Genomic DNA, 21,912 nt, shown 5'->3' with positions numbered 1-21,912 from the left:
GATCACGGTGTCGGTCCCTGGTCCGGATGGACGGGCGAGGGACCTTCATCGAACAACAGCTTTGCCGGCGCGCGGTTCTCCGCGGGCCGGGTCTGCTTCTCGTCGTTGCGGCTCGGTGCGGCGGTCTTGCCTTGGTAGGAGCCGATCGTCTGCACATAGCCGGCGAGCTGCCAGATCTGATCCGTCGTCATCTTGTTGCCGAACGCGGGCATGCCGTGCGGCCGCCCATCACGGATCGAGGCGAAGATCGAGACCATCTCGGGGCCGTAGTACCACCAGCCGTCGAGGAAGCCGGGGCCGCTGCCGCCCTGGCCGTCGCCATGGCAGCTCCTGCAGCCGAACCACGCATAGAGCCGCTTGCCCTGGCTGAGATTGTAGGCGTTGACCTCATAGGGCTTGCCGAGCACGAAATAGACGTCCGGCGGCGCACCGCTGATGCGGTTCGGCATCAGCGCTACCCTGTCGAGCGCATCGGCGATCGGCGGATCGAGCCGCAACTGCCGCTCTTCCCGCTGGCATCCCGCCAAAGCGGTTGCAAGACCAAGGAGAACAACGCCGGCCATCCGTTGCATCTGATCGCTTGAATTCAGGAACCTACGATCCTCAATCGAGACGCCGAACCAAGGTTCCTCGCGCTCAATTGACGTTGTCGCCGAGCATGTTACGGACGGCGGTGGTGACGGCGGCGAGGCCGCTCGCGCCGTGCATCAGCGCGATCTCGCCCTGCTGCTCGTGGCGAATGGCTTGCGCCATGATGCGCAGGCGCAGATCGCCGCGGCTGTGCCACATCTGATCGGCCATCCTGACAGCACCGCGGTGATGCTTGCCCATCGTCTCGACGAACAATTTGTCGAACTGGTCCGGCGGCGCGGTCTTGACCTGTCGCATCTCGGCCGGCGTCAGGAAGCCCGGCATCGCCGCACGCTCCTCCGTGCTGCAATCGGGCATCTCCGTGTCGAACCAGCTCAGCCACCAATTCTCGAAGATCCGGTTCTCGCCGGTCTGGCTCGCGACCATCAGCATCGCGAGCTTTCGCAGATGCGGATCCTGCGCGCGTTCGGCAGCCGTCCGCGCCAGCTCAATCCCCTGGGCGTGGTGCGTGCTCATATGCCGGATGTAAGCCTGATCTTGATCCCTGTCGCGGCCCATCCATGGCAGCTCGTATCCATGGCCGCCGAACAAAGCGATCGCCCCGAGCACTGCAATCACGGCCAGCGCGCCGGTGGTCCACGCGTTGGTGAACCGCACGTCGCGTCCCGGCGCATGCCCGCGCCTCCAGCGCAGGCGGGCGAACAGGGGATACATCACGGCCGAGGAGCCATGCACCAGCAGCCCGATCCAGTAGGGCTCCTGTAGCGTGAACAGCGGCTGCCAGAACGGAAACAGCGGCACCAGCGCGAACCATTCCACGCTGGATGAGAATACGGCCCAGGGCAGCGCCAGCAGCAGGATCGTGGCCGGCCGCAAGTCGGCAGTCCAGCGCCCGAGCACGCCGAAGAAGACCAACGCCCAGGAAAAATCCGCCCATTGGTGAAAGGCGATCCCGGCCAGGATCGTGCTCCAGGATGGCTCGCTGCTGATCGCCCAATCGCGCGCCGGAATGGCGGCGACCGTCATCCAGTCGACCGCGGCATCGCGGCCGATGCGGGCGGCGAAGAGCTGGCTGACGATGGTGGAGAAAGTGCTGCTGATCAGGCCGAGCTCGGCGGCGGCGATCCAGCGCGAGCGTCGCCGCCCGCCGGTGATGCGCCGCGCCCCGCTGGCAAGCGCTGGTCGCGGCTCTGCGTTCACGTCAGCTGCTTGAGCTTCTTCAGCGGATTGAGCTCGCTCGGCTTGTCCTGTTCGTCGCGCCCGCGCTCGGCTTGCGCCTTGCCGTCATCGTGCAGATCCTGGTCGCCGATGATCTCGCCGACGGCCTGCTTGGTCCTGCCGGCGATCCGGTGCTGAAGACCTTTGGTCTTGCCCATGAGCTGCCTCCGATATGTCCTTCCTTAAGGGCTCGCGCCGCTTCCCCGGCGCCCGAAGGGGGCGTGAGCGCCGGGGCTGCGGTTCCGTCCAAATTGCCTCCGGCGACGGGGGGACGCCGGAAGCGTTGATGAGACGCTTCGAGAGGCGGATGGTTCCTTCGGGCCGTCACCGGGGCTCAATCGCGATGATCACGCCTTCGTTGCCCCGGAGCAGGATGGAAGCATCCGGCAAGGGCTCGGGTCGCCGGTCCAGCTGCGTCGACAGCAAGAGGCGGCCGCGGCCTTGCCAGTGGAAATTCCGCGGTTCGGCCGCGATGTTGAGCGCGACCAGAAATTCGTTACGGCCATCCATCCTCTTGTAGGCCAGGACGTCGTTCTGGGAGCGCAGCGGCGCGTAACCGCCCCGCCGCAGCCCGGCATGGTCGCGCCGCAGCGCCATCAGCGTGCGAAACAGCGCCAGGACCGAACGTTCGTCGCGCTGCTGGCCGGCGATGTTGGCCGCGCCCTCGGGCGGCTCCAGCGGCAGCCATGGGCTGCCCGTGGTGAAGCCGCCGCCCGGGCTGTCATCCCATCGCATCGGTGCGCGTTCGGGATCGCGGCACAGCCCGTATCCGGGCACGAGCTTCTCGAAGGGATCGTGGACGCGGTCCGGCGGAATGGGAACGCGCTTGCGGCCGATCTCGTCGCCCATGAAGAAGAAAGGCGTCCCGCGCAGCGTCATCAGCAGCATCGCCATCACGCGCATCTGCGCCTCGCCGATCTTGCTCGCGATCCGCTGCTTGTCGTGGCCGCCGATCACCCAGACCGGCCAGACATGTTCAGGGATCGCATTGAAATAGGCGTCGATCGTCGCTTGCAGCGACAGCGCATCCCACTTGGAATCGAGCAGGGCGAAATTGAGCGGCAAATGCAGGCGCGGCCGGCCGTTGCCGTAGAAGTGGCCGATGCGGTCGGTCTTGCCCTGGACTTCGCCGCAGAGCATTCGTCCCGGATAGGCGTCGATCACCTCGCGGATGAACTCGATGCAATCCATCGTTTCGGGCCGGTCGTCGGTAAACACCGGCGTCTGCCGCTGCGGTGGCGGCTTGCTCTTGGCTTGCGGGTTCGGCGGATTGTCGCGCAGCAGGTGGTCCTTGATCAGCACCGCGCTGGCATCGACGCGAAAGCCGTCCACGCCGCGGTCGAGCCAGAACCGCATGGAAGTGGCGATCGCGGCACGCACCTGCGGATTGCGCCAGTTGAGGTCGGGCTGCTCGACCAGAAAGGAATGATAGTAATATTGCCGCCGTGCCTCGCACCATTCCCACCCGCTGCCGCCGAACCGGCTCAGCCAGTTGTTGGGCGGCCCGCCATTCTCGGCAGGATCGGCCCAGATGTACCAATCCGCCTTGGCGCTGTTGCGCGAGCTCGAGCTTTCGACGAACCATGCATGATCGTTCGCGGTGTGATTGGGAACGAGATCGAGGATGAGCCGGATGCCTGCGGCGTGCAGCGCTTCGAGGAGGCGATCGAACGCGTCGAGGCTGCCGAAGGCGGGCTCGATCGAGCAATAGTCGGAGATGTCGTAGCCGAGATCGCGGAAGGGGCTCTTGTAGATCGGCGTCAGCCACACCGCATCGATCCCGAGCCACTTCAGGTAATCGATGCGCGACATCAGTCCGGCGAGGTCGCCCTTGCCGTCGCCGTTCGAGTCCTGGAAGGAGATCAGCGCGATCTCGTAGATGACGGCGGATTCCCACCACGCGGCTTCGTCACGGGACTCGACGCTCATCACCTTGCATCACCTCGTTATGCCCAGCATGCGATGTGATCTGCCGAGCCGCAGTCCGGACGCTCTCGATGCCCTTGGGGAAACCGCTGCGGTTGGGATAGAGCTTGCGCCGTGCGTTGCGCGGCGGTCGCCGCGGCTTGGTGTCCTGTGCGGCGCGGTAGTCCAGCATGGCGATGCCGCCGACCATCAGCAGCGCCAGCGCGATGTTGCCCTTCTTGGGATTATTCGACGTCAGCCCTGAGAGCAGCGCCGCGGCATCGAGGCCGTCGCCGCCGAAGCGGGCCCACAGGCCGGCGTTCTTGTCGATCGACAGCGACATGATGCCTGCGAGGATTTCGCGCACGCCGAAGGCGCGGACCATCGTCTCACGGCCTTCCATGCCCAACGTTTCCGTGACGCGCCTTGGCGCGAAAAGTTCGACGACGCCAAGCCCGATGCTGAACCAGCCGAGTGCACGCGCGAGCTGGTCCGCGGGCTGTTTCAGGCTCGGGCCGCCTTCGACGATCTTCGGATCACCCTTGGTGCGGACGATGTTGGAGAAATGAAACATAAGCCTGCTCCTTCAGGGCTTCAGCACGACCTTGACGCAGGAATCGCGCTTGTCGCGGAACACCTGGTACATCTCCGGGCCTTGGGCGAGCGGGACGGTGTGGGTGATGACGAAGGACGGGTCGATCTCGCCCTCTTCGATGCGGCGGAGCAGGTCGTCGGTCCAGCGGTTGACGTGGGTCTGGCCGGTGCGCATCGTCAGGCCCTTGTTCATGAAGGCGCCCATCGGCATGTTGTCGGAGAGGCCGCTATAGACGCCCGCGACGGAGATGATGCCGCCGGGCCGGCAGACATAGATCATCTCGCGCAGCACGTGCGGCCGGTCGCTTTCCAGCATCACCATCTGCTTGGCGCGGTCGAGCACGGTGTCTGGCCGGGACGGCATCACGTGAGCTTCCATGCCGGCGCAGTCGATGCACTTTTCCGGTCCCTTGCCGTCGGTGAGCTCGTTCAGACGCTCCACCACGCTCTCGGTCTCGAAGTTGATCGTGGTGGCACCGCCGGCTTCCGCCATGCTGAGCCGCTCGGGCAGGCAGTCGATCGCGATCACCTGGTTGGCGCCGAGCAGGATGGCGCTGCGGATCGCCATCTGCCCGACCGGACCACAGCCCCAGATCGCGACCGTGTCGGTCGGCTCGATGTCGCATTGCACGGCGGCCTGCCAGCCGGTCGGGAAGATGTCGCTGAGGAACAGCAATTGCTCGTCGGGAATGCCTGGGGGCACCTTGATGTGGGTGGCGTCGGCAAAGGGTACGCGGAGATATTCGGCTTGGCCGCCGGGATAGCCACCGGTCAGATGCGTATAGCCAAACAAGCCGGCTGTCGTGTGCCCGAACACCTTATCGGCCAGATGACGCTTGCGGTTGGTGGTTTCGCACACCGAATAATTGCCGCGCTTGCACTGTTCGCATTCGCCGCAAATGATCGTGAAGGGCACGACGATGCGGTCGCCCTTCCTGAGCTTGCCGTCGACGCCCGAGCCGACCTCGACCACTTCGCCCATGGTCTCGTGGCCCATGATGTCGCCGGGCAACATGCCCGGAATGAAATTGTGGAAGAGGTGCAGATCGGAGCCGCAGATGGCGCAGCTCGTGACCTTGATGATGGCGTCGCGTGGATCCTGGATCTCCGGGTCAGTGACGGTGTCGCACCTTATGTCCTCCTTGCCGTGCCAGACCAGCGCCTTCATCGTCCGTCCTCCCGCTTGAATCACTTGGCATCTAAGTCCAGGAAGGAACGATGGTTGCTAATCGCCCCGCGCAAATTCTTCGCACTGCGCAAATAGGAACGCGGGAGCAGGGCGGCGATTGAGCGTCATCACCTCAATTCCCCAAGGGTCCAAATCCGAGGATTTGCCGCATGCCCGCCAATCAACTCGCCGTCGTCACAGGCGCCTCAACCGGTATCGGTCTGGAACTCGCCAGGTGCTGTGCGCAGGCAGGCTTCAACCTCGTCATCGCGGCGGACGAGGCCGCGATCGAGCAGGTGGCCGTCGATCTGCGCCGGCTCGGCGGCAGCGTCGAGCCGGTCGAGGCGGATCTCGCCACCACCGAGGGCGTGGACAAGCTCTGCGCCGCGCTCGGCGACCGGCCGATCGATGCGCTGCTGGCCAATGCCGGCATCGGCCTCGGCAAAGCCTTCCTCGACCAGGACTTTGCCAGGGTGAAGCACCTCATCGACACCAACATCACAGGCACGCTGTATCTGATCCACCGCGTCGGCAATGAGATGCTCCGCCGCAATGCCGGCCGCATCCTGATCACCGGCTCGATCGCCGGCTTCATGCCGGGCAGTTTCCAGGCCGCCTACAATGCGAGTAAGGCGTTCCTGGATTCATTCTCGTTCGCGCTGCGCGAGGAGTTGCGCGACAGCGGTGTCACCGTCACCTGCCTGATGCCAGGTGCGACCGAAACCGAGTTCTTCCGCCGCGCCGACATGATGGATACCAAGGTCGGCACCGAGAAGAAGGACGGCGCCTACGGTGTCGCCAGGGCCGGCTTCGATGCGATGATGCGCGGCGACGCCGACATCGTCACCGGACTGAAGAACAAGATTCAGACCACGGTTGCGAGCGTCACGCCGAACGAGATGCTGGCCAGGCAGCATCGCAAGATGGCGGAGCCGGGCACCGCGAGGTCGTAGTCACGGAGTGGCGCGAACCGTGTTGCGGGCCGACAACAAAGGCGCCCGCCGATTCACATAGCCTAATGCACAGCGGCCCCGAAACCGTCAAATTGTACGGGCTGAAACAAGAGGGGGGCTGCGATGGCGATGGATCGCATCGAACAAGCCTTTGTCGCGACTGCGGTCACGGGTTTTCTCGTGATGATGGTGGCAATTGTCTGGATGATGATCAGCTGAATTGGGGGAGCTTGCCGTCTTGCGCGTCGCGCTACCTTACGCCGCGATTGTCCTGTGCCTGGCGGTGACCGCCTGGCTTGCTGTCGCACATCTGTTCTGATTCGATCGGCTGCGCGGCGCAGATCAGCGGGCCTTCCCCGATTTGCGGTCCCGGCGCGGCGGCTTGCGGCGCTCTTCCTCCAGCTCATCGCGCAGGCGCTGGGCGCTCACGAGATGGTCGGTGCTGCGCAGCAGCGCCATGCCCTCGCGCACCAGCTCACGCGATTGGCTGAGCATCTGCTCATCGAGGGCGGTATCAGGTAGGTAGATCATTGAACGTCACACTCCACTGCGAGAAGTGGGGAAGGATGCGCTGCGTTGCGTGTCATGCCCGCCGATCGCCGATGAGTCCCGCCAGAGTCCGCGCCATGGCTGCGACATCGATCGGCTTTTCCCAGAGCGGCACGTCGTGGAATTCCGGCGCGATGCTGAATCTGTCGTAGCCGGTGGTGAACACGAAGGGCACGCCGCGCGCCCTGAGTTCCCTGGCGACCGGAAAAATCAGCTCCGTCCGAATGTTGACGTCGAGCACGGCGCCGTCGAGTACGCCGGCCCCCTGCAGCATTGCCATCGCGTCCTCAATGTCCCCCACCGGACCTGCAACCTCGGCGCCCAGCTTTCGCAGCGCATGTCCGATGTCGTCTGCGAGAAAATATTCGTCTTCGACCACGAGGATACGGCGCCCAGTCAGGGGCGCGCGCTGACGAGACGATGCGTGAGAACTGGACATGATCCCCTCCAGCAATCCCTCCAGGCGGATAGGAACATAAGACCGGGACCCACTTTGGTGCAAACGATGCAATCGAAGGTGGGTTCCATGGGAAACCGCGACATCATCGTGATCGGGGGCTCGGCCGGGGCGACCGCGCCGCTGAAGCAGATTTTGGGCCGTCTGCCTGCGGATTTGCCGGCTGCCGTCTTCGTCGTGCTGCACATTCCGGCGCAGGGCATCGGCATCCTCTCGACGGTTGCCAGCAGTGCCGGCCCACTTCCGGTCCGGCAGGCCGAGAACGGCATGAAAATCGAGCCTGGTCACGTCTATCTGGGTGCGCCGGACCATCATTTGCTGCTCGCTGGAGATCGCGTTGTCCTCGGCCGAGGGCCGCGCGAGAACATGGTGCGGCCGGCGATCGATGCCCTGTTCCGCTCTGCCGCCCTCTATCACGGCCCGCGCGTGGTCGGCGTGCTCCTCAGCGGCCTGTTGTCCGACGGCGCGGCCGGTCTCAACGCCATCAAGCGCTGCGGCGGGATGGCCGTGGTGCAGGATCCCGCGGACGCAATCTCGGACGAGATGCCGCGGCGCGCAATGGAAGCGACTACAGTCGATCTCTGCGTTTCCGGCGCCACCATGGGCGACGTGCTGTCCGAGCTCGTCAGGGAGCCGGCCGGAGCCGCGCTGCCGGTCCCCCCCGAGATCAGGCTCGAGGTCGAGATCGCGGCTGGGGAGCGTGTAGGCAGCGACAATCTCAGCGCAATTGCGGACCCTGTCGGGCTGACTTGCCCGGCCTGCGGCGGCGTGCTTTCGGAAGTCAAGGAAGCGCGACCGATGCGCTTCCGCTGCCAGGTGGGTCACGGCTTCACCGCCGATGCTCTCGCCAAGGAGCAGGAGGGGCGCGTCGACGAAGCCCTGCGCGTGGCGCTGCGCATCATCGAGGAGCGCGCGGAGCTGGTGCAGCGCATGGCAGCCGACGGCCGGCGCAGCGGCCGGGCTGCCGTCGCCGAGATGTACGAGGCTCGGGCACGCGAATATCGCGAATATGCCAACATGATCCGGCGCGTTGTGCTAAAGTCCCTTGATCCTCCCGTGGGCAAACCGGAGGCCTGAAGGCTCTGCCATGGCCATCTCCCTTGCCGAACGCACCGCGCAACTCAACATCGAGCAGAGCCTCCTGGTGAAGGCCGATAGAGACATCGAGGAGGGCTGGAGGCGCATCCGCGATCAGGAGGATCGGGTGCGCGAGCTGATGGCGGGCGGACACGACACGCGCCAGGCGGAACGACTGGTCAGCCTACTCAGGCAGACCCTGGTGGAATGGGAGCGCCACCGCGTTTTGATCGAGCAGCGGGTCGAGTATCTCCGGCAGGAGGTCGCGGCGGGGTAGTTGGGGAAAGGACGGCAGCTCTCCTGAACTCCGCGCTGAGCTCGAACATGGTATCGAGCTGACGCTCCGTATACCGGCGCCAGCGCTCGTTCTCGGCCAGCAAGCGGCGGGCTTCCGCGGTCGCACGCTCGGCCCGCCTGATCAGGCCGGCGAGCTCCTCGGAGATGGGCATCGCGGGTTCCTTCGCAGTGCTGGCGAGCATGGACCTTTCGGCCGGAGCTGACAACGCTGAACGCTTCGGGACATTTTTGCGTTTGATCTATTGGGATAATATTGATTTCTGTTATTTGCAGGAGCCGGGCGCCTGTTGGTCCCGGCGAGCGAACGAGAGCCATCAGAGCCATGCATGACGTCGGCGACCAGCCGGTCCAAGGAGAGCGCCAGATCAAGACTCCGCTGATCATAGGAGTGGGCGCCTCGCCCGGTGCGCTGGACAGCATCGAGCGCTTCTTTGCCAAGCTGAGCTTAGGCGCCGATCAGGCCATCGTGCTGGCGCTTCAGCACCACGAGAGTTTTGACGAGCAACGGCTGCGCGGAATCGTGCGTGCGTCCAATGGCGGCAAGGTCGCCGATATCGGCGACGGCCACGCGATCGAAGGCGGCATGGTCTATCTGTGCCCGCCGGCGATGATTACCACGATCCAGAACAACCGGTTCGCGATTCGCAAGGCCGAACAGGCGCCCGGCGAGCGGGCCACGATCGACAGCTTCCTGGTCTCGCTGGCCGAGGAACGCTCCGAGCAATCGATCGGCGTCATTCTTGCCGGCACCGGCGGTGACGGCACGCTCGGCACGGCGACGCTCAAAGATCACGGCGGCCTCGCCATCGCCGAAAGGGTAGCGAGCCAGGACGAGGCTGAGCATCTGCGCAACGGCAACACGCCCGCCGCCATCGCCGACTATGTGCTGCCGCCGGAAGATATTCCCGAGCACATCCAGGTCTATGCCCGTCATCTCAGGCGTCTGGAAGAGAAGCAGGGCTTCGATGAGGTGCTCGCAGCGGCCGCGTCGTCGCTGTCGCGCATTGCCGACATCCTGCGCAACAAGACCGGCAATGATTTCCACGGCTACAAGCAGAACACCTTCCTGCGCCGCGTGCAGCGGCGCATGCAAGTGGTCCAGATCGACGACATCGCTGCCTATGTCGATTACTTGCGGAACGACAAGGACGAGGCCCAGCACCTCTTCAATGATCTCTTGATCGGGGTCACCGAATTCTTCCGCGACAAACGCGAATTCGAGGTGCTGGAGACCCAAGTCATCCCGAAGATCTTCGAGGGCAAGGGTGCGGGGCAGCAGGTGCGCGTCTGGGTGCTCGGCTGCGCCACCGGCGAGGAGGCCTATTCGATCGGCATCCTCCTGCGCGAGCATATGGCGCGGATGGAATCCGCGCCGCAGGTGCAGATCTTCGCCACCGACATCGACGGACGGGCGCTGGCGACCGCACGGGTGGGGCGCTACCGTACCAATATCGAGGCAGAGGTGACGAGCGAGCGCCTGGCGCGCTGGTTCGTGCGCGAGGGCGACACCTATTGCGTGGTGAAGGAGCTGCGCGAGATGTGCATCTTCTCGCAGCACAACGTCATCAAGGACGCGCCGTTCTCCAAGCTCGACCTCGTCTCCTGCCGCAATCTGCTGATCTATCTCAATGCCGAGCTGCAGAACCGGGTGATCCCGCTGTTCCACTTCGCGTTGCTGCCGGACCGCTATCTGTTTCTCGGAAATTCCGAGAACGTGACGCGGCACCCGAAGCTGTTCGCGCCGGTCGACCGACGGGCGCGCATCTTCAAGAAGCTGGAAACCGGAACGCGGCTGCCGCCGGAATTTCCGATCACGACGGTGGCGGGCAGGGTGCCGGCCGAAGTGCCGGCGCCGCGCTCGTTCGGTCCCGACGTCGGGCTGGAGCGGCGCGCCCAGCGCATCGCAGAGCGCTATGCGCCGGCCTACGTCATCACCGATGACAATTTCCAGATTTTGCACTTCTCGGGGCGCACCGGCCGCTATATCGAGCCGACGGCGGGTGCCGCCTCGCTCGACCTGCTTCAGCTCGTGCACCGCGATCTGCGCCTCGAACTGCGCACCGCGCTCAGCCGCGCTGTCGAGACCAACGAGCCCGTCCATGCCGAGCAGGTGCAACTCGGGGTGAACGGTCACCGTGTCGTGGTCGACATCACGGTCGAGCCGGTCCAGGACGGCGCGGGCGGTCACCGAAATTTCGTCGTGCTGTTCAAGGACGGCCCGGTCCGAATGATCGAGGCCGATCAGGGCAACCCCAACGCGCTGGTACGCACTGAGCATGTCGAGCGCCTCGAAACCGATCTGCGCGCCACGCGCGAGCGCCTTCAGGCGACCATCGAGGAACTGGAGAGCACCAACGAGGAGCTGAAATCCTCGAACGAGGAATACCAGTCGCTCAACGAGGAGCTTCAGTCGGCTAACGAGGAGCTGGAGACCTCGCGTGAGGAATTGCAGTCGGTCAACGAGGAGCTGACCACCGTCAACGGCGAGCTGGCCCACCGTGTTCAGGAATTGACGCGCGCCACCAGCGACCTCAAGAATTTCCTCGAGAGCACGCAGATCGCGACTGTATTCCTCGACAATGATTTGCGCGTGATGAACTTCACGCCCGCGATCACGCACCTGCTGCATCTCGTCGAAACCGATACGGGCCGGCCGATCAGCCATATCAAGGCGCGCATCCCGATCGAGGAGCTCTATGACGACGTCCGCCGCGTGCTGCGCACGCTGGCGAGCGTCGAGCGCGAGCTGACCGCGCCTGACAGCGGCACCCGTTACATCGTGCGTATCCTGCCTTACCGCAGCATCGACAATTTCATCGCGGGCGTCGTCATCACCTTCATTGACGTCACCGCGATCACTCGCGCCGAGGAGCGCCAGCGCCTGCTGCTGGCCGAGCTCCAGCACCGCGTTCGCAACACGCTCGGTGTGGTGCGGTCGATCGCCCGCCGCTCGGCGGAAACGAGCTCTACCGTGGAGGAATACGCCTCTCATCTCGATGGTCGTCTCAACGCTTTTGCCCGCACCCAGGCGCTGGTGACCCGAGATCCCGAAGGCGGCGTCGATCTCGAATATCTCGTGATCGAGGAGCTGCTTGCCTACGATGCCCGCGAAGGCGAGCAGATGCGGGTCTCCGGGCCGACGGTGCGCTTCCAGCCCAAGGCGGCGGAAACCTTCGCACTCGCGATCCACGAGCTCGCGACCAATGCGCTCAAATACGGCGCCCTGAGCCAGCCGACCGGTCACATTGAAGTGACCTGGCGCGTCGATGAGAGCGTTGAGCCCGCGGAGCTGGTGTTCGAATGGCGGGAGCGCGGCGGGCCGCCCGTGACCCCGAGGCCTCGAAAAGGATTTGGTACCGATCTTCTGGAGCGTACGCTGGCATTCGAGTTCAAGGGCCAAACCAAGATGATATTCAACCCTGCGGGGCTGCAATGCACAATCACCGTCCCGCTGAGCAAGCGCGCCTTCCACACACCCGTGGTGGCGGCCTGATGCCGTTGTCGACGGTCGATCGCAGCGCATTGCAGCCGGTCATTCGCCGGCTGAGCGCGCTGAGGCCGTTGTCGACCGAGGCCCGCGCATCGCTCGAATATGCCATGCTCGAAGGCCTCCAACGTGCCGGAGCGGGCGAGGACCTGATCTCCGAGGGCGACCCTGTCGATAGCGTCCGCGTCGTCCTGTCCGGCTGGCTCTGTCGCTACAAGACGCTCGAGGATGGGCGACGCCAAATCGTCAATTTCATCTTCCCGGGCGAGAGTTGCGATGCGCATGCGTTCCTGCTCCCGGTGATGGATCATTCCATCGCGACGATGACGCCTGTGGTCTACAGCGAGATCAAGCGCGCGCGCTTCGAGAGCCTGATGGCAGGCGACCGTTCGCTCGCGGAGGCGTTCTGGTGCGAGACCCTCGTCAACATCGCCATTCAACGCGAATGGGCGATCAATCTCGGCCGTCGCGTGGCGGTTGAGCGCGTCGCCCATCTGTTCTGCGAAACGTTCGAGCGGCTTCGCGTCGTGGGGATGGTCGACGGCAATTCCTGCGTCATGCCGGTGACGCAAATGGATCTCGCGGATGCCACGGGCTTGTCCGTCGTTCACCTCAATCGGACTCTTCAGGAGCTGCGCGCGTCGGGGCTCATCATCCTGCGCGAGCGGATGCTGACCATCCCAGACCTCGATGCGCTCAAGAACGCGGCGCTATACTCGCCGAGCTATCTGCAGCTCTATCGAGGAGACTGAAGCGACGCGATGAAGCCGGCCTTCGTTATCGGGACCCGCTTCGTCGGTGACATCCCGCCGGAACGTCGCCGGAGCGGCCCCCTTGCGATCATCGCGGTCTGCGGGGCTGTCTGTCCTGCGCACCCTCACCTTGTTCGCTTGGAAAAGGCTCGTGAGTTCGTCGGCCGAGAAACGTATCCGGTCGGGGAAGCGTCAATACCTCCCACGATTCACGGATGGCCTTGCGAACCTGCTCCGCGTGCTTCTCGTCGGACGCCAAAGGATAGTGAGACTGCTTCGCCATCGGGCGCTCCCCGGATGATCATGCAGGCGGGAGCACCCTACGTCTCTCAGCCACCGGCGCCTACGGGCGGGGCGTTAGCCGGTGATGAACTGACCATACACCTGCCGCGGCGTTTCGGCCAAGGAAATCGGGGATCTGCCGGTCAATTCCCGTTCCGGACATCGATCATAGGTTGAGAAACCGTCCGAGAGGGGTTGTGAAGGCTTGATCCAAGTTAATGAGCGAGGCTCTTTGAGCGATTGGCGCAATATGAGTAACCTATGCAAGAGAGTGCCGTTGAACTCTGTTGCATCATGGCTGATGCCTGATTCCCTGTTTGCCCGCGCTAGACGTGCTATCGAGGAGAGCCGCGCCCTTCGGGAGCAGCACAGACAGGCTGCGGGTCACTACGGCGAAACCGTGAACGATTTGCGTTTGGCCATCATGGACAGCGCCATGCTTCGCTCGGAGATCAAGGCGCGCCGGGACAACGAGGAACCATAGCTCCGGTCTTTTCGCAGAAACGGGCAACCGTTCCTCCCCCACAACGTTGACCGTCTGCCAGGCTGCGCGGCTCGGCACCCGCCAGACGTCAGAACGCAACGGCGCGCTCGACCTCGTGCACCAGGGAGAACGCCTGATGACGACGCGACATCGGTTCAAGCATATAGAGACTCTGGAGGCGCGGCTCGCCGCCGAGGCGGAGCGACTGCGCCAACAAGCGAGCACGCTTCCGCCCGGCGCCGCGCGCGACGAGATGTTGCGCAAGGCGCGCCAGGCGGAAACAGGGTCTCAGATGAGCGAGTGGCTGCGGTCGCCGGGCCTGCAGCCGCCCGAATAGATTGTCTGCCATGATGATCCGCCTTCAAGTCGTCTTTGAATATGCGCGTTGACATTTCGGTTCCGGCGCGGTCCGGATCTCGCTCGCGCGAACTCATGCAGCGTTAACTTATTGAAATGCCGGAACCGGCTGTTGCGGCGGAAGCTACAAACGTTGCCGGGCTGGGCCGCCCCAGCCGGTAAGCGAATTGAGTGGCAATAGAATTTGGGCCCCGGCGCCAGATCCCCCGCCGGGGCTGATTTCCTTCCAACCGATTATCCGCGACAGTGCAAATGACCGCCAAACGTAACCGCAGGAAACAGACCCAATCGCTCCAGGAGCGGCTGGCCGCCTTCGCCGAAAACGCCCGCGAGCGCGCCCGCACCCTGCCGCCGGGCAGGGAACGTGAGATGCTGCTGCAACGCGCCAAACAGAACGAAGTCACCTCGAACCTGACAGACTGGTTGAGCGCGCCCGTCTCCCCAAGACGAGGACAAACATGATGGGGAGCATCAAGCATTACCGCGCGTTTCAGATCGATCCTGATGGGCACGTGTTCGGATGCATCAATCTGGTCTGCGACGATGATGAGCAGGCCAAGCGCGAAGCGGCCGCGCTCGTGCTGGTCCATCGCATCGAGCTGTGGCGGCTCGACCGGCGGATCGCGCAATTCGACGTGCCGCAGGAGCCTGCTCGCGGGTAGAGCCCTGGGAACCCCGCGCTGCGCGCCGGGTTGGTCGAATGATATCGACCTCGCCAGGAGCCAGCATGACGGACGCCGACGTTCGCAAGGGGATGCCACCCGTCAAGCTGTCGCGCGAGGAGTTCGAGCGCCGCTACAAGCGTCAGTTCGTCGATCCCGCCTTTGCCCCGCTCGGACGGGAGCTCGATACGATCACCGCTGCGGCCTGGGACGCCTACAGCCATTCGCGCAAGGCGCCGTTGACGCGGAAGGCGGGCCCAGGCTTCTCCGATCCCGACTACGATCTTGCCGTCGACTGGCTCGATGCGCGCGCAAAAATCCTGGAGGCGCAGCGGCGGCACGACGATGCCGACGAGACGCCGCGCATTCTCCTCATCAACGGCTCGACCCGCAGCGAGCACACCTGTCCCGGCGAGATGTCCAAGACCTGGCGGCTGGTCAAGCTGGCCGAGCCCGTCCTCGTCGAGATGGGATTTGCCGTCGACATCCTCGATCTGTCGCGCCTCGCCTCGGAGTTCGGCAAGACCATTCATCCCTGCAAGACCTGTGTCGGCACCGCCATGCCGCTCTGCCACTGGCCGTGCAGCTGCTATCCGAACTATTCACTGGGGCAGACTGGCGACTGGATGAACGAGATCTATCCGCTCTGGGTTGCGGCCCACGGCATCCTGATCGTGGCGCCGGTGAACTGGTATCATGTGCCCACCGGGCTCAAGGCGATGATGGACCGCATGGTCTGCGCCGATGGCGGCAATCCCGATCCGACTGCGACCCACGGCAAGAATGCCGCTGAGGCCAAGGCGCTGGAGCTGAAGGGCTGGTCCTATCCGCGCCATCTCGCCGGCCGTCACTTCGGCGTCGTCGTTCACGGAGATGCGGTCGGCGCCGCGGGCGTGCGCCGGGCGTTGTCGGATTGGTTGACCGACATGCAGCTGATCTCGGCGGGCCGCTACGCCGAGCTCGACGGCTATGTCGGCTATAGGGAGCCATACGCCACCTCGCATCGCGATCTCGATGAGGACAGCGAATTCCAGCACGAGGTGCAGAATGCGGCGCGTGCGCTCGGCAACGCAGTCCGGCTGGCAAGGAGCGGGCGTTTCGGCGATCCCGGTGCCGGTCTTGTGGACCCCAAACCCAAATGACCGGCGCGCCGCCGCTTGAATGCCTGATCGTCGGAGGCGGCCCGGCCGGGCTGATGGCCGCGATCTATCTGGCGCGCTTCCGCCGCCGCGTCTGCGTCGTGGACACTGGCGCGAGCCGGGCGGCGCTGATCCCGCGCAGTCGCAATGTCCCGGGCTTCGTCCACGGCCTGTCCGGCACGGAGCTGATCGAAAGGATGTCGGCCCAGCTGGACGAGCTCGCCGTCACGCGCGTGGACGCCGAGGTCACCGACTTGCAACGACACGATCGTGGTTTTCTGGCGAGCTGGAATGGCGGCGCGCATGCAGCCGCCACCGTCGTCCTCGCCTGCGGGATCGTCGATACCCATCCGCCGTTCGACGAATGGCGCGCCGCCGTCGCGGATGGGCTCTTGCGCTACTGCCCGATCTGCGACGCCTTCGAGGCGACCGGCCGCCGCATCGGCGTCATCGGCCCGCTGGCGCGTGCTGCGGGCAAGGCGCTGTTCCTGCGCGGCTATTCGCGCGACGTGACGCTGCTCGCAACCGAGCCGGATGACGATCGGGCCGCAACGTCACGGCTGGCCGAGGCGGGCGTGGAGGTCGTGCGTGCGCCCGATCTGCGTTTGCAGCGGAGAGGCGATGGCATCGAAGCGGTCTTCGCCGACGGCCGCACGGCGCAATTCGACATGATCTATCCCGCGATGGGCGCTGAGGTGCGCTCCCAGCTCGCGATGGCGCTGGGTGCCGAGCATACCGTTGAGGGTTATCTGAAGGTCGACGACCATCAGCGCACGTCGATCCGCGGGCTCTACGGCATCGGCGACGTCGTCACCGACCTGCACCAGATCTCGGTCTCGTTCGGCCACGCCGCAATTGCCGCCTGCACCATCCACAACAGCGTGCCGGCGCGATTGGCGTGAGAAGCGGAGTATCGGACATTGGCGAACATGGCGGCAGGATCATCCACGAAGACCTCTGTCTATGCGGCGCTGCTCGGCAATGTCCTCGTCGCGGTCACGAAGATCGGCGCCGCCGCATGGACGGGAAGTTCGGCGATGACGAGCGAGGCGGTGCATTCGCTCGTCGATACGACCAACGAGATCCTGCTGCTCTATGGCTACCGGCGCGCGGCCCGTCCACCCGACGAATCCCATCCGCTTGGCTACGGCCGGGAGCTGTATTTCTGGAGCTTCATCGTTGCGCTGCTCATCTTCGCGCTGGGCGCCGGCGTCTCGCTGTTTCAGGGCATTCTGCACGTCGCCGCGCCCGAGCCGATCGAAGATCCCATCGTCAGCTTCGTGGTGCTCGGCCTGTCATTCCTGTTCGAAGGCGGCTCCTGGCTGATTGCCCTGCGGCGCTTCAGGTCGGACGCCGAGCGGTTTGGTTACTATCAGGCTTTCGTCCGCAGCAAGGATCCTCCGGCTTTCATGGTGCTGCTCGAGGACAGCGCGGCGCTGCTCGGTATCGCGATCGCCGCCGCGGCCACTGCAGCTGCCGTATGGCTGGACCAGCCGGTCTGGGACGGGGTTGGTTCGATCCTGATCGGGCTGTTGCTGGCGACCGCGTCCGTCGCGCTCGCGCGCGAAAGCAAGAGCCTTCTGATCGGCGAGCCTGCAGATCCGGAGCTTGCGCGCTCCATCCTAGAGGTGGCAAGGCGCTCGCCCGGCGTGCTCAGGGCCAACGGCCTCCTGACGGTGCAGCTATCGCCGGCCGAGGTCGTGGTGGCCTTGAGCATCGAGTTCGCCGACGACAAGCGCGCCGACGATATCGAGCAGTGCGTCGTTTCGATCGAGACCGAGATCCGCAGGCGCCATCCGAGCGTGGCGGCGCTGTTCATCAAGCCGCAGACCGATGCCCGCTACCGGGCGGCGCGGGCGCGGCGTTTCGGCTAGAGCCGCATCATGTGGTTCCAGGTCGTCACAATCGGGGGGAGGGCAGGAACGATGAAAGCGTCGCCTTGGTTGAGTTGAGCAGGGGCGGCATGGACGCGCAACTTGGGAGAGAACGGATGGCCCGATCCGAAGAGATGACCCGCTGCATCGAACTCTGCATGAGCTGCTACCAGACATGCCTCGGCACGGCGATGAACCACTGCCTCGAGACAGGCGGCAAGCACGTCGAGCCAGAACACTTCCGCCTGATGATGGCCTGCGCGGAGATGTGCCGGACCGCCGCGCATTTCATGCTGATAAACACGCCGCACCACAAGCATACATGCGCTGAGTGCGCCGAAATCTGCGGCGAATGCGCCGAGGATTGCGCGCGGATCGGCGGCATGGACGAATGCGTCGCGATCTGCCGCTCCTGCGCGCAATCGTGCCGCGCAATGGCGGCGTGAGGAGGGGCCCATGCTGGAAGAAAAGCTCAAGGAAGCGATCGTCGGCGAGTTGCAGCGTCAGGCCGCCGACCGGCCGCAATCGCTCAAGGTCCAGGGCGCGAACGATGGAAACCGCTCGGAGGAGCTGACCGTCAACGGCAAGATCGACGTTGGCGCGCTGGTCATGGTGATCGCGGGATCGGTCGCGGGCGGGCCCTAAAGCATGATCCGGAAAAGTGCGAAGCGGTTTTCCGGAAAGATCATGCGTAAACAACAAGCTTAAGCGCGATGACGATTCATCCAAATCTCATCGCGCTTTAGCCATACTCCTCGCCGATGCCGTATTCCCGGTAGATCTCCAGCGGGTCGAGCTCGGGAAACAGGCGGCATTTGGCCTGCGCCAGGTGCAGGCTCACCGCCGCCGGCTCCTTGCCGTTCGCGAGCAGCTTGCGGATGTCCTCCATATGGGCGTTCGGCCGGTGCTTCGGCTCGAGCTGCTCCAGCGCGACCAGGGCGGTCGCGAGCGCCTCGGTCAGCACCCAGTCATCGTGGCCCGTGATTCCCTTTTTCGACATCGGCAGACCCCAGATGTGGCGGCAGCTCCCAAGTCTATCGCGACTTCGGCCAAATCGCCATTGAGCCGTTGCGGCCGCCGGCGCCGCCATGGACCGGCGACGTGCTCCGGCTTGCATTATGGCCGCGTGTGGCTAAAAGGCGGCGGGTGCGGGGCGATCGTATCTCTGTCGAAATAAACTTGGCGTAGACGGGCCTGCACGGCATCCAGGCCGGCTGTTCCGGTTTGGCCCCTGATCCCGTACGCGCAACGATCCGATTGCGCTACCCCTCAAGGCTCGAGCGCGCATGGTCTTTCTCAGCTTCGTCTATCGCTTCTTCACCAACTTCGCCTTCATGGCGATGGTCTATTTCAGCCTGAACTTCATGGAGAAATATCAGAACCGGGCGATCATCGCGATCCTGGTGCTGGTCTATGCCGCCATGCGCGCGGCCTCGACGCTGCGCGCATTCTATTTCTTCCAGAAGATCGAGAAGCTGGAGGCCGAGACCAAGCGCCTCCAGGCTCCGATCAATGACGGTTCGGGCGGAACCACGGCGCGCAAGCAGGTCGTCGCCGACGTTGCGCGGCTGCGGCGCGACGGCGAGCTCAAGTCCTATATGGACCTGTTTTTCCTGGCGCTGATCGTGCTGCTCTGCGTCGCCGCCATCATGCGGCAGTGAGGGCTTAAACGCGCTTCTTCAGGCTGGCGACGCGGGTCGGGCGGGGCGTAGCGCGCTTGGAGGCCGCGTCCTTGACCGCAATCCCCTTGGCCGCAATCCCCTTGGCTGCAGTCACCTTGGCTGCAGTCCCCTTGGGTGCAATGTCGATGGGCTGCGCGGCATGATCCGGTGCCGCCGACGCTGTATGCGCCGTACGCCGTCCTTGCAGCTTGGCTGCCTTGCCCTTTGCTGCTTTGCCCTGTGCTGCCTTGCCCCTGGCCGCATGAGGTGGCTCGGCTGCCATCGCCAGCCGGGTTGCGGCACGCCGCGACAAGGTCGTCGACAGCAGCACCTCGACCGAGCCCTCCGGAATTGCGAACAGATCGCGGTCGGGCACGGGCAGGGTGGATGCGATATCCATCTGCCCCTTGGTCCGGCGCGGCAGCAGCGGCTGATGCTCGGTCTGCGCATTGAGATCGGCCAGCGCGGGCGCCGGCAGCATCCGGGTCTGCGTGAATACGAAATTCGGCACGCGCGGCCAGCGTGCGATCGGCGTCGTTTCGGTCGGCGGATGCAGCAGCCATTCCACCGCCGTGGTCGGCGTCGCCGGCCGCTCGGCGGTCGCGGGCACCACATGGACGATGCGATAGCCGCGCGCCTTGAGGTCGCGGATGATCTTCGGCAGCGCCGCCACGGTGCGGGCCTGGATGTCGTGCAGCAGCAAAATGCCCTTGCCCTTGGCCTCCAGCCGCTGGATCGCGAGCTGGTAGACGCGGTCGGACGATACGTGCCGCCAGTCGTCGGCCGGAAAGTCGGCGCTCCACACCTGGATGCCGCGCGAGATCAGAAGGTTCTCGACGCCCTCGGCGCGCATCAGGCCGGGAATGCGGAAGAACGGGGCGAGCTGGGACGGATCGGTCATCGCGGCCGAGGTCGATTCGATGCCGCCGTTGATCTCGGCCTCGGCCTTTTCGATCGGCATCCGGTCGAAGGTCAGCGGATGGTCCATGCTGTGGGTGCCGACGGTGTGGCCCGCCGCGACCAGCTTGCGCACGCCTTCCGGATTGGCCTTGGCCTGGTTGCCGATGATGAAGAAGGTCGCCTTGATGCACTCGTCGGCGAGGATCTTGAGGACCTGGTTGGAATATTTCGGCAATGGACCATCGTCGAAGGTCAGGACGACCTCATGGTCCTTCAGCGGCAGCGTCTCGCGGTACTGCATGGTGCCGATGCGCGGATGCTCGCGCGGATCGACCACGAGGGTGCGGGACGTCCCGAGCGCGTCCGGGTGACCGGGGCAGTCGGCTGCATAAGCTGCCGGCGCGCCCACGGTCAGCAATCCCAGACAGAGGACGATCCACGATCGCGTCCGAACTACAACGCTACTTCCGATCATGAACCCGGTCTGCCCTCATAAGCGATTGCCGCCATTCTAGGTCGGAGCTGCACCGAAACGGTTCAGGCGCACGTCCCCTCCATGTTTGCACGGCGTAGCATGAACAGAGTGTTAATAGGGCCAAAATCACCCCATTTTGCGCCGGCGTGACATTCCGGGATCAGCGCGCATCGGCATTCTTCGGCGGCGCGCCGGCCGCCACGACATGAACCACGCGAAAGCCGTTCTCTCTCAGATACCGCAGAAAGGCCGGCATGATCGCCGCCGTGCGCGCCTTGGGGTCGTGGAAGAGGATGATACCCTTGCCGCTAGCCGCGAGGCGCTCCGTGACGAGCTTCAACTCCTGTTCCGGCGTCATCTCGTTCCAGTCGCTGGCCCAAAGATCGGCGCCGAACACGACGATGCCGCGCGACTGGAGCAGGTCGAGCTGCGCTTGCGTCCCCTCGAAATAGGGGAAGCGGAAGAACGGCGTCGATGGTGTCGTCGTCGACACCCCGTGCAGCGCCATCTCGTCGGCCGCGATGCCGCGGTCGATCTCGCTCCTGGCCTTGTCGAACGGGATCCGCGCCATGAACGGATGCGAGAAGGTGTGGTGGCCGATGGTGTGGCCTTCGCGCGCGATCCGCTTGACCATCTCGGGGTGTTCGGTGGCGTGCAGACCAATCAGGAAGAAGGTTGCGCGCACGCACTCCTGCGCCAGCGCCGCCAGCACCTTCGATGTCGTCGGCGGGTAGGGGCCGTCGTCGAAGGTCAGCACGACCTCGTGATCGGCCAGCGGCAGCGTCTGCGGAAAGCTCTTCAAGCCGACGCGCGGATAGGTCTTGGCGTCGACGCTGAGGATGCGCGAGGTACCGAGCGCGTCCTTGCGCGGGCACTCGGCGGCATCCGTCGAGACGATGCCGACGACGAGCGCACCCGCCATCATCGAGGTCCACCTCAGTTGGAGCATCTTTGTCATTGCGCTCGGAGTTGCCTTGTGGGTATTGCCTGATCGTCAGCCCAGATCACTCGTTCCACCTGTCAAACGGCG

The 21,912-nt window shown here is 64.7% G+C and carries 26 protein-coding genes; 15 read left to right on the top strand and 11 right to left on the bottom strand.

Translation table 11 applies throughout. The annotated features are described in order from the left end of the window. Positions 1 to 2: 2 nt before the first annotated feature. The 6 genes from P6U28_RS17110 to P6U28_RS17085 all read right to left on the bottom strand — a co-directional run bounded on the left by P6U28_RS17110 (position 3) and on the right by P6U28_RS17085 (position 5,476). A complete protein-coding gene (locus P6U28_RS17110; protein ID WP_122402807.1) occupies positions 3 to 563 on the bottom strand; it encodes a c-type cytochrome in 561 nt (186 codons plus the stop codon). Positions 564 to 636: 73 nt separating this feature from the next. Continuing rightward, entirely contained in the window at positions 637 to 1,791 is a 1,155-nt protein-coding gene (locus P6U28_RS17105) for a DUF305 domain-containing protein (RefSeq protein ID WP_407122799.1), read from the bottom strand. After that, positions 1,788 to 1,967: a CsbD family protein gene (locus P6U28_RS17100; protein ID WP_122402809.1), complete on the bottom strand. Its 180-nt coding sequence runs from the start codon at positions 1,965 to 1,967 to the stop codon at positions 1,788 to 1,790. The genes P6U28_RS17105 and P6U28_RS17100 overlap by 4 nt, the downstream gene beginning before the upstream one ends. A 166-nt stretch (positions 1,968 to 2,133) precedes the next feature. Next, positions 2,134 to 3,738: an alpha-amylase family glycosyl hydrolase gene (locus tag P6U28_RS17095; RefSeq protein ID WP_122402810.1), complete on the bottom strand. Its 1,605-nt coding sequence runs from the start codon at positions 3,736 to 3,738 to the stop codon at positions 2,134 to 2,136. Further along, on the bottom strand, positions 3,719 to 4,288 hold the full coding sequence (locus P6U28_RS17090) for a hypothetical protein (protein ID WP_129143232.1): 570 nt from the start codon (positions 4,286 to 4,288) through the stop codon (positions 3,719 to 3,721). Before P6U28_RS17090 ends, P6U28_RS17095 begins: the two co-directional genes overlap by 20 nt. A gap of 12 nt (positions 4,289 to 4,300) precedes the next feature. Then, on the bottom strand, positions 4,301 to 5,476 hold the full coding sequence (locus P6U28_RS17085) for a zinc-dependent alcohol dehydrogenase (RefSeq protein ID WP_122402812.1): 1,176 nt from the start codon (positions 5,474 to 5,476) through the stop codon (positions 4,301 to 4,303). Positions 5,477 to 5,646: 170 nt separating this feature from the next. Between P6U28_RS17085 and P6U28_RS17080 the strand changes: the two genes are divergently transcribed. Continuing rightward, a complete protein-coding gene (locus P6U28_RS17080; RefSeq protein WP_122402813.1) occupies positions 5,647 to 6,429 on the top strand; it encodes an SDR family oxidoreductase in 783 nt (260 codons plus the stop codon). 342 nt (positions 6,430 to 6,771) lie between these two features. Here P6U28_RS17080 and P6U28_RS17075 read toward each other — a convergent pair whose 3' ends face one another. Beyond that, entirely contained in the window at positions 6,772 to 6,960 is a 189-nt protein-coding gene (locus P6U28_RS17075; protein WP_122402814.1) for a hypothetical protein, read from the bottom strand. A gap of 52 nt (positions 6,961 to 7,012) precedes the next feature. Continuing rightward, entirely contained in the window at positions 7,013 to 7,417 is a 405-nt protein-coding gene (locus P6U28_RS17070; RefSeq protein WP_407122797.1) for a response regulator, read from the bottom strand. Positions 7,418 to 7,504: 87 nt separating this feature from the next. Between P6U28_RS17070 and P6U28_RS17065 the strand changes: the two genes are divergently transcribed. The 13 genes from P6U28_RS17065 (at position 7,505) to P6U28_RS17005 (ending at position 18,491) form a co-directional block, all read left to right on the top strand. Next, positions 7,505 to 8,512 (top strand): chemotaxis protein CheB, encoded by a 1,008-nt coding sequence (locus tag P6U28_RS17065; protein WP_122402816.1) that lies wholly within the window; start codon positions 7,505 to 7,507, stop codon positions 8,510 to 8,512. A 10-nt stretch (positions 8,513 to 8,522) separates the two neighbouring features. Next, on the top strand, positions 8,523 to 8,789 hold the full coding sequence (locus P6U28_RS17060) for a hypothetical protein (RefSeq protein WP_122402817.1): 267 nt from the start codon (positions 8,523 to 8,525) through the stop codon (positions 8,787 to 8,789). Between the two features lie 342 nt (positions 8,790 to 9,131). Then, complete coding sequence (locus P6U28_RS17055; RefSeq protein ID WP_129143233.1) at positions 9,132 to 12,302, top strand: CheR family methyltransferase; 3,171 nt, start codon at positions 9,132 to 9,134, stop codon at positions 12,300 to 12,302. After that, positions 12,302 to 13,048, top strand: a complete 747-nt coding sequence (locus P6U28_RS17050; protein WP_122402819.1) for a Crp/Fnr family transcriptional regulator — start codon at positions 12,302 to 12,304, stop codon at positions 13,046 to 13,048. Before P6U28_RS17055 ends, P6U28_RS17050 begins: the two co-directional genes overlap by 1 nt. Positions 13,049 to 13,607: 559 nt before the next feature. Next, complete coding sequence (locus P6U28_RS17045) at positions 13,608 to 13,814, top strand: hypothetical protein (RefSeq protein WP_244607976.1); 207 nt, start codon at positions 13,608 to 13,610, stop codon at positions 13,812 to 13,814. A gap of 136 nt (positions 13,815 to 13,950) precedes the next feature. After that, entirely contained in the window at positions 13,951 to 14,151 is a 201-nt protein-coding gene (locus tag P6U28_RS17040) for a hypothetical protein (RefSeq protein ID WP_122406619.1), read from the top strand. A 272-nt stretch (positions 14,152 to 14,423) separates the two neighbouring features. After that, on the top strand, positions 14,424 to 14,633 hold the full coding sequence (locus P6U28_RS17035; RefSeq protein WP_122402822.1) for a hypothetical protein: 210 nt from the start codon (positions 14,424 to 14,426) through the stop codon (positions 14,631 to 14,633). After that, on the top strand, positions 14,630 to 14,833 hold the full coding sequence (locus P6U28_RS17030; protein WP_244607977.1) for a hypothetical protein: 204 nt from the start codon (positions 14,630 to 14,632) through the stop codon (positions 14,831 to 14,833). Before P6U28_RS17035 ends, P6U28_RS17030 begins: the two co-directional genes overlap by 4 nt. 65 nt (positions 14,834 to 14,898) lie before the next feature. Next, on the top strand, positions 14,899 to 15,975 hold the full coding sequence (locus P6U28_RS17025; protein ID WP_122402824.1) for a flavodoxin family protein: 1,077 nt from the start codon (positions 14,899 to 14,901) through the stop codon (positions 15,973 to 15,975). Next, positions 15,972 to 16,874: an NAD(P)/FAD-dependent oxidoreductase gene (locus tag P6U28_RS17020; protein ID WP_122402825.1), complete on the top strand. Its 903-nt coding sequence runs from the start codon at positions 15,972 to 15,974 to the stop codon at positions 16,872 to 16,874. The genes P6U28_RS17025 and P6U28_RS17020 overlap by 4 nt, the downstream gene beginning before the upstream one ends. A gap of 27 nt (positions 16,875 to 16,901) precedes the next feature. Next, entirely contained in the window at positions 16,902 to 17,846 is a 945-nt protein-coding gene (locus P6U28_RS17015) for a cation diffusion facilitator family transporter (protein WP_122402826.1), read from the top strand. Between the two features lie 116 nt (positions 17,847 to 17,962). Then, positions 17,963 to 18,292: a four-helix bundle copper-binding protein gene (locus tag P6U28_RS17010; RefSeq protein ID WP_122402827.1), complete on the top strand. Its 330-nt coding sequence runs from the start codon at positions 17,963 to 17,965 to the stop codon at positions 18,290 to 18,292. A 10-nt stretch (positions 18,293 to 18,302) separates the two neighbouring features. After that, on the top strand, positions 18,303 to 18,491 hold the full coding sequence (locus tag P6U28_RS17005) for a hypothetical protein (RefSeq protein ID WP_209296165.1): 189 nt from the start codon (positions 18,303 to 18,305) through the stop codon (positions 18,489 to 18,491). A 97-nt stretch (positions 18,492 to 18,588) separates the two neighbouring features. Here P6U28_RS17005 and P6U28_RS17000 read toward each other — a convergent pair whose 3' ends face one another. Next, positions 18,589 to 18,846 carry a hypothetical protein gene (locus tag P6U28_RS17000; protein WP_174221578.1) on the bottom strand — a complete coding sequence of 86 codons (258 nt, stop codon included), beginning with the start codon at positions 18,844 to 18,846 and terminating at the stop codon, positions 18,589 to 18,591. A 286-nt stretch (positions 18,847 to 19,132) separates the two neighbouring features. Here P6U28_RS17000 and P6U28_RS16995 point away from each other — a divergent pair, with 286 nt between their 5' ends. Next, positions 19,133 to 19,507, top strand: coding sequence for a hypothetical protein (locus P6U28_RS16995; protein WP_122402829.1), 375 nt, complete (start codon positions 19,133 to 19,135; stop codon positions 19,505 to 19,507). A gap of 4 nt (positions 19,508 to 19,511) precedes the next feature. Here the strand turns inward: P6U28_RS16995 and P6U28_RS16990 are convergent, their stop codons facing one another. Beyond that, positions 19,512 to 20,882 carry a polysaccharide deacetylase family protein gene (locus P6U28_RS16990; RefSeq protein WP_407122795.1) on the bottom strand — a complete coding sequence of 457 codons (1,371 nt, stop codon included), beginning with the start codon at positions 20,880 to 20,882 and terminating at the stop codon, positions 19,512 to 19,514. A 160-nt stretch (positions 20,883 to 21,042) separates the two neighbouring features. Further along, positions 21,043 to 21,840 carry a polysaccharide deacetylase family protein gene (locus P6U28_RS16985; protein ID WP_122402831.1) on the bottom strand — a complete coding sequence of 266 codons (798 nt, stop codon included), beginning with the start codon at positions 21,838 to 21,840 and terminating at the stop codon, positions 21,043 to 21,045. Positions 21,841 to 21,912 lie beyond the last annotated feature (72 nt).

Source organism: Bradyrhizobium sp. STM 3561, assembly GCF_045571455.1.
Classification (GTDB): domain Bacteria; phylum Pseudomonadota; class Alphaproteobacteria; order Rhizobiales; family Xanthobacteraceae; genus Bradyrhizobium; species Bradyrhizobium vignae.
Note: the sequence above shows the minus strand (reverse complement) of the source record. Positions and strands in the feature narration are given on the sequence as shown.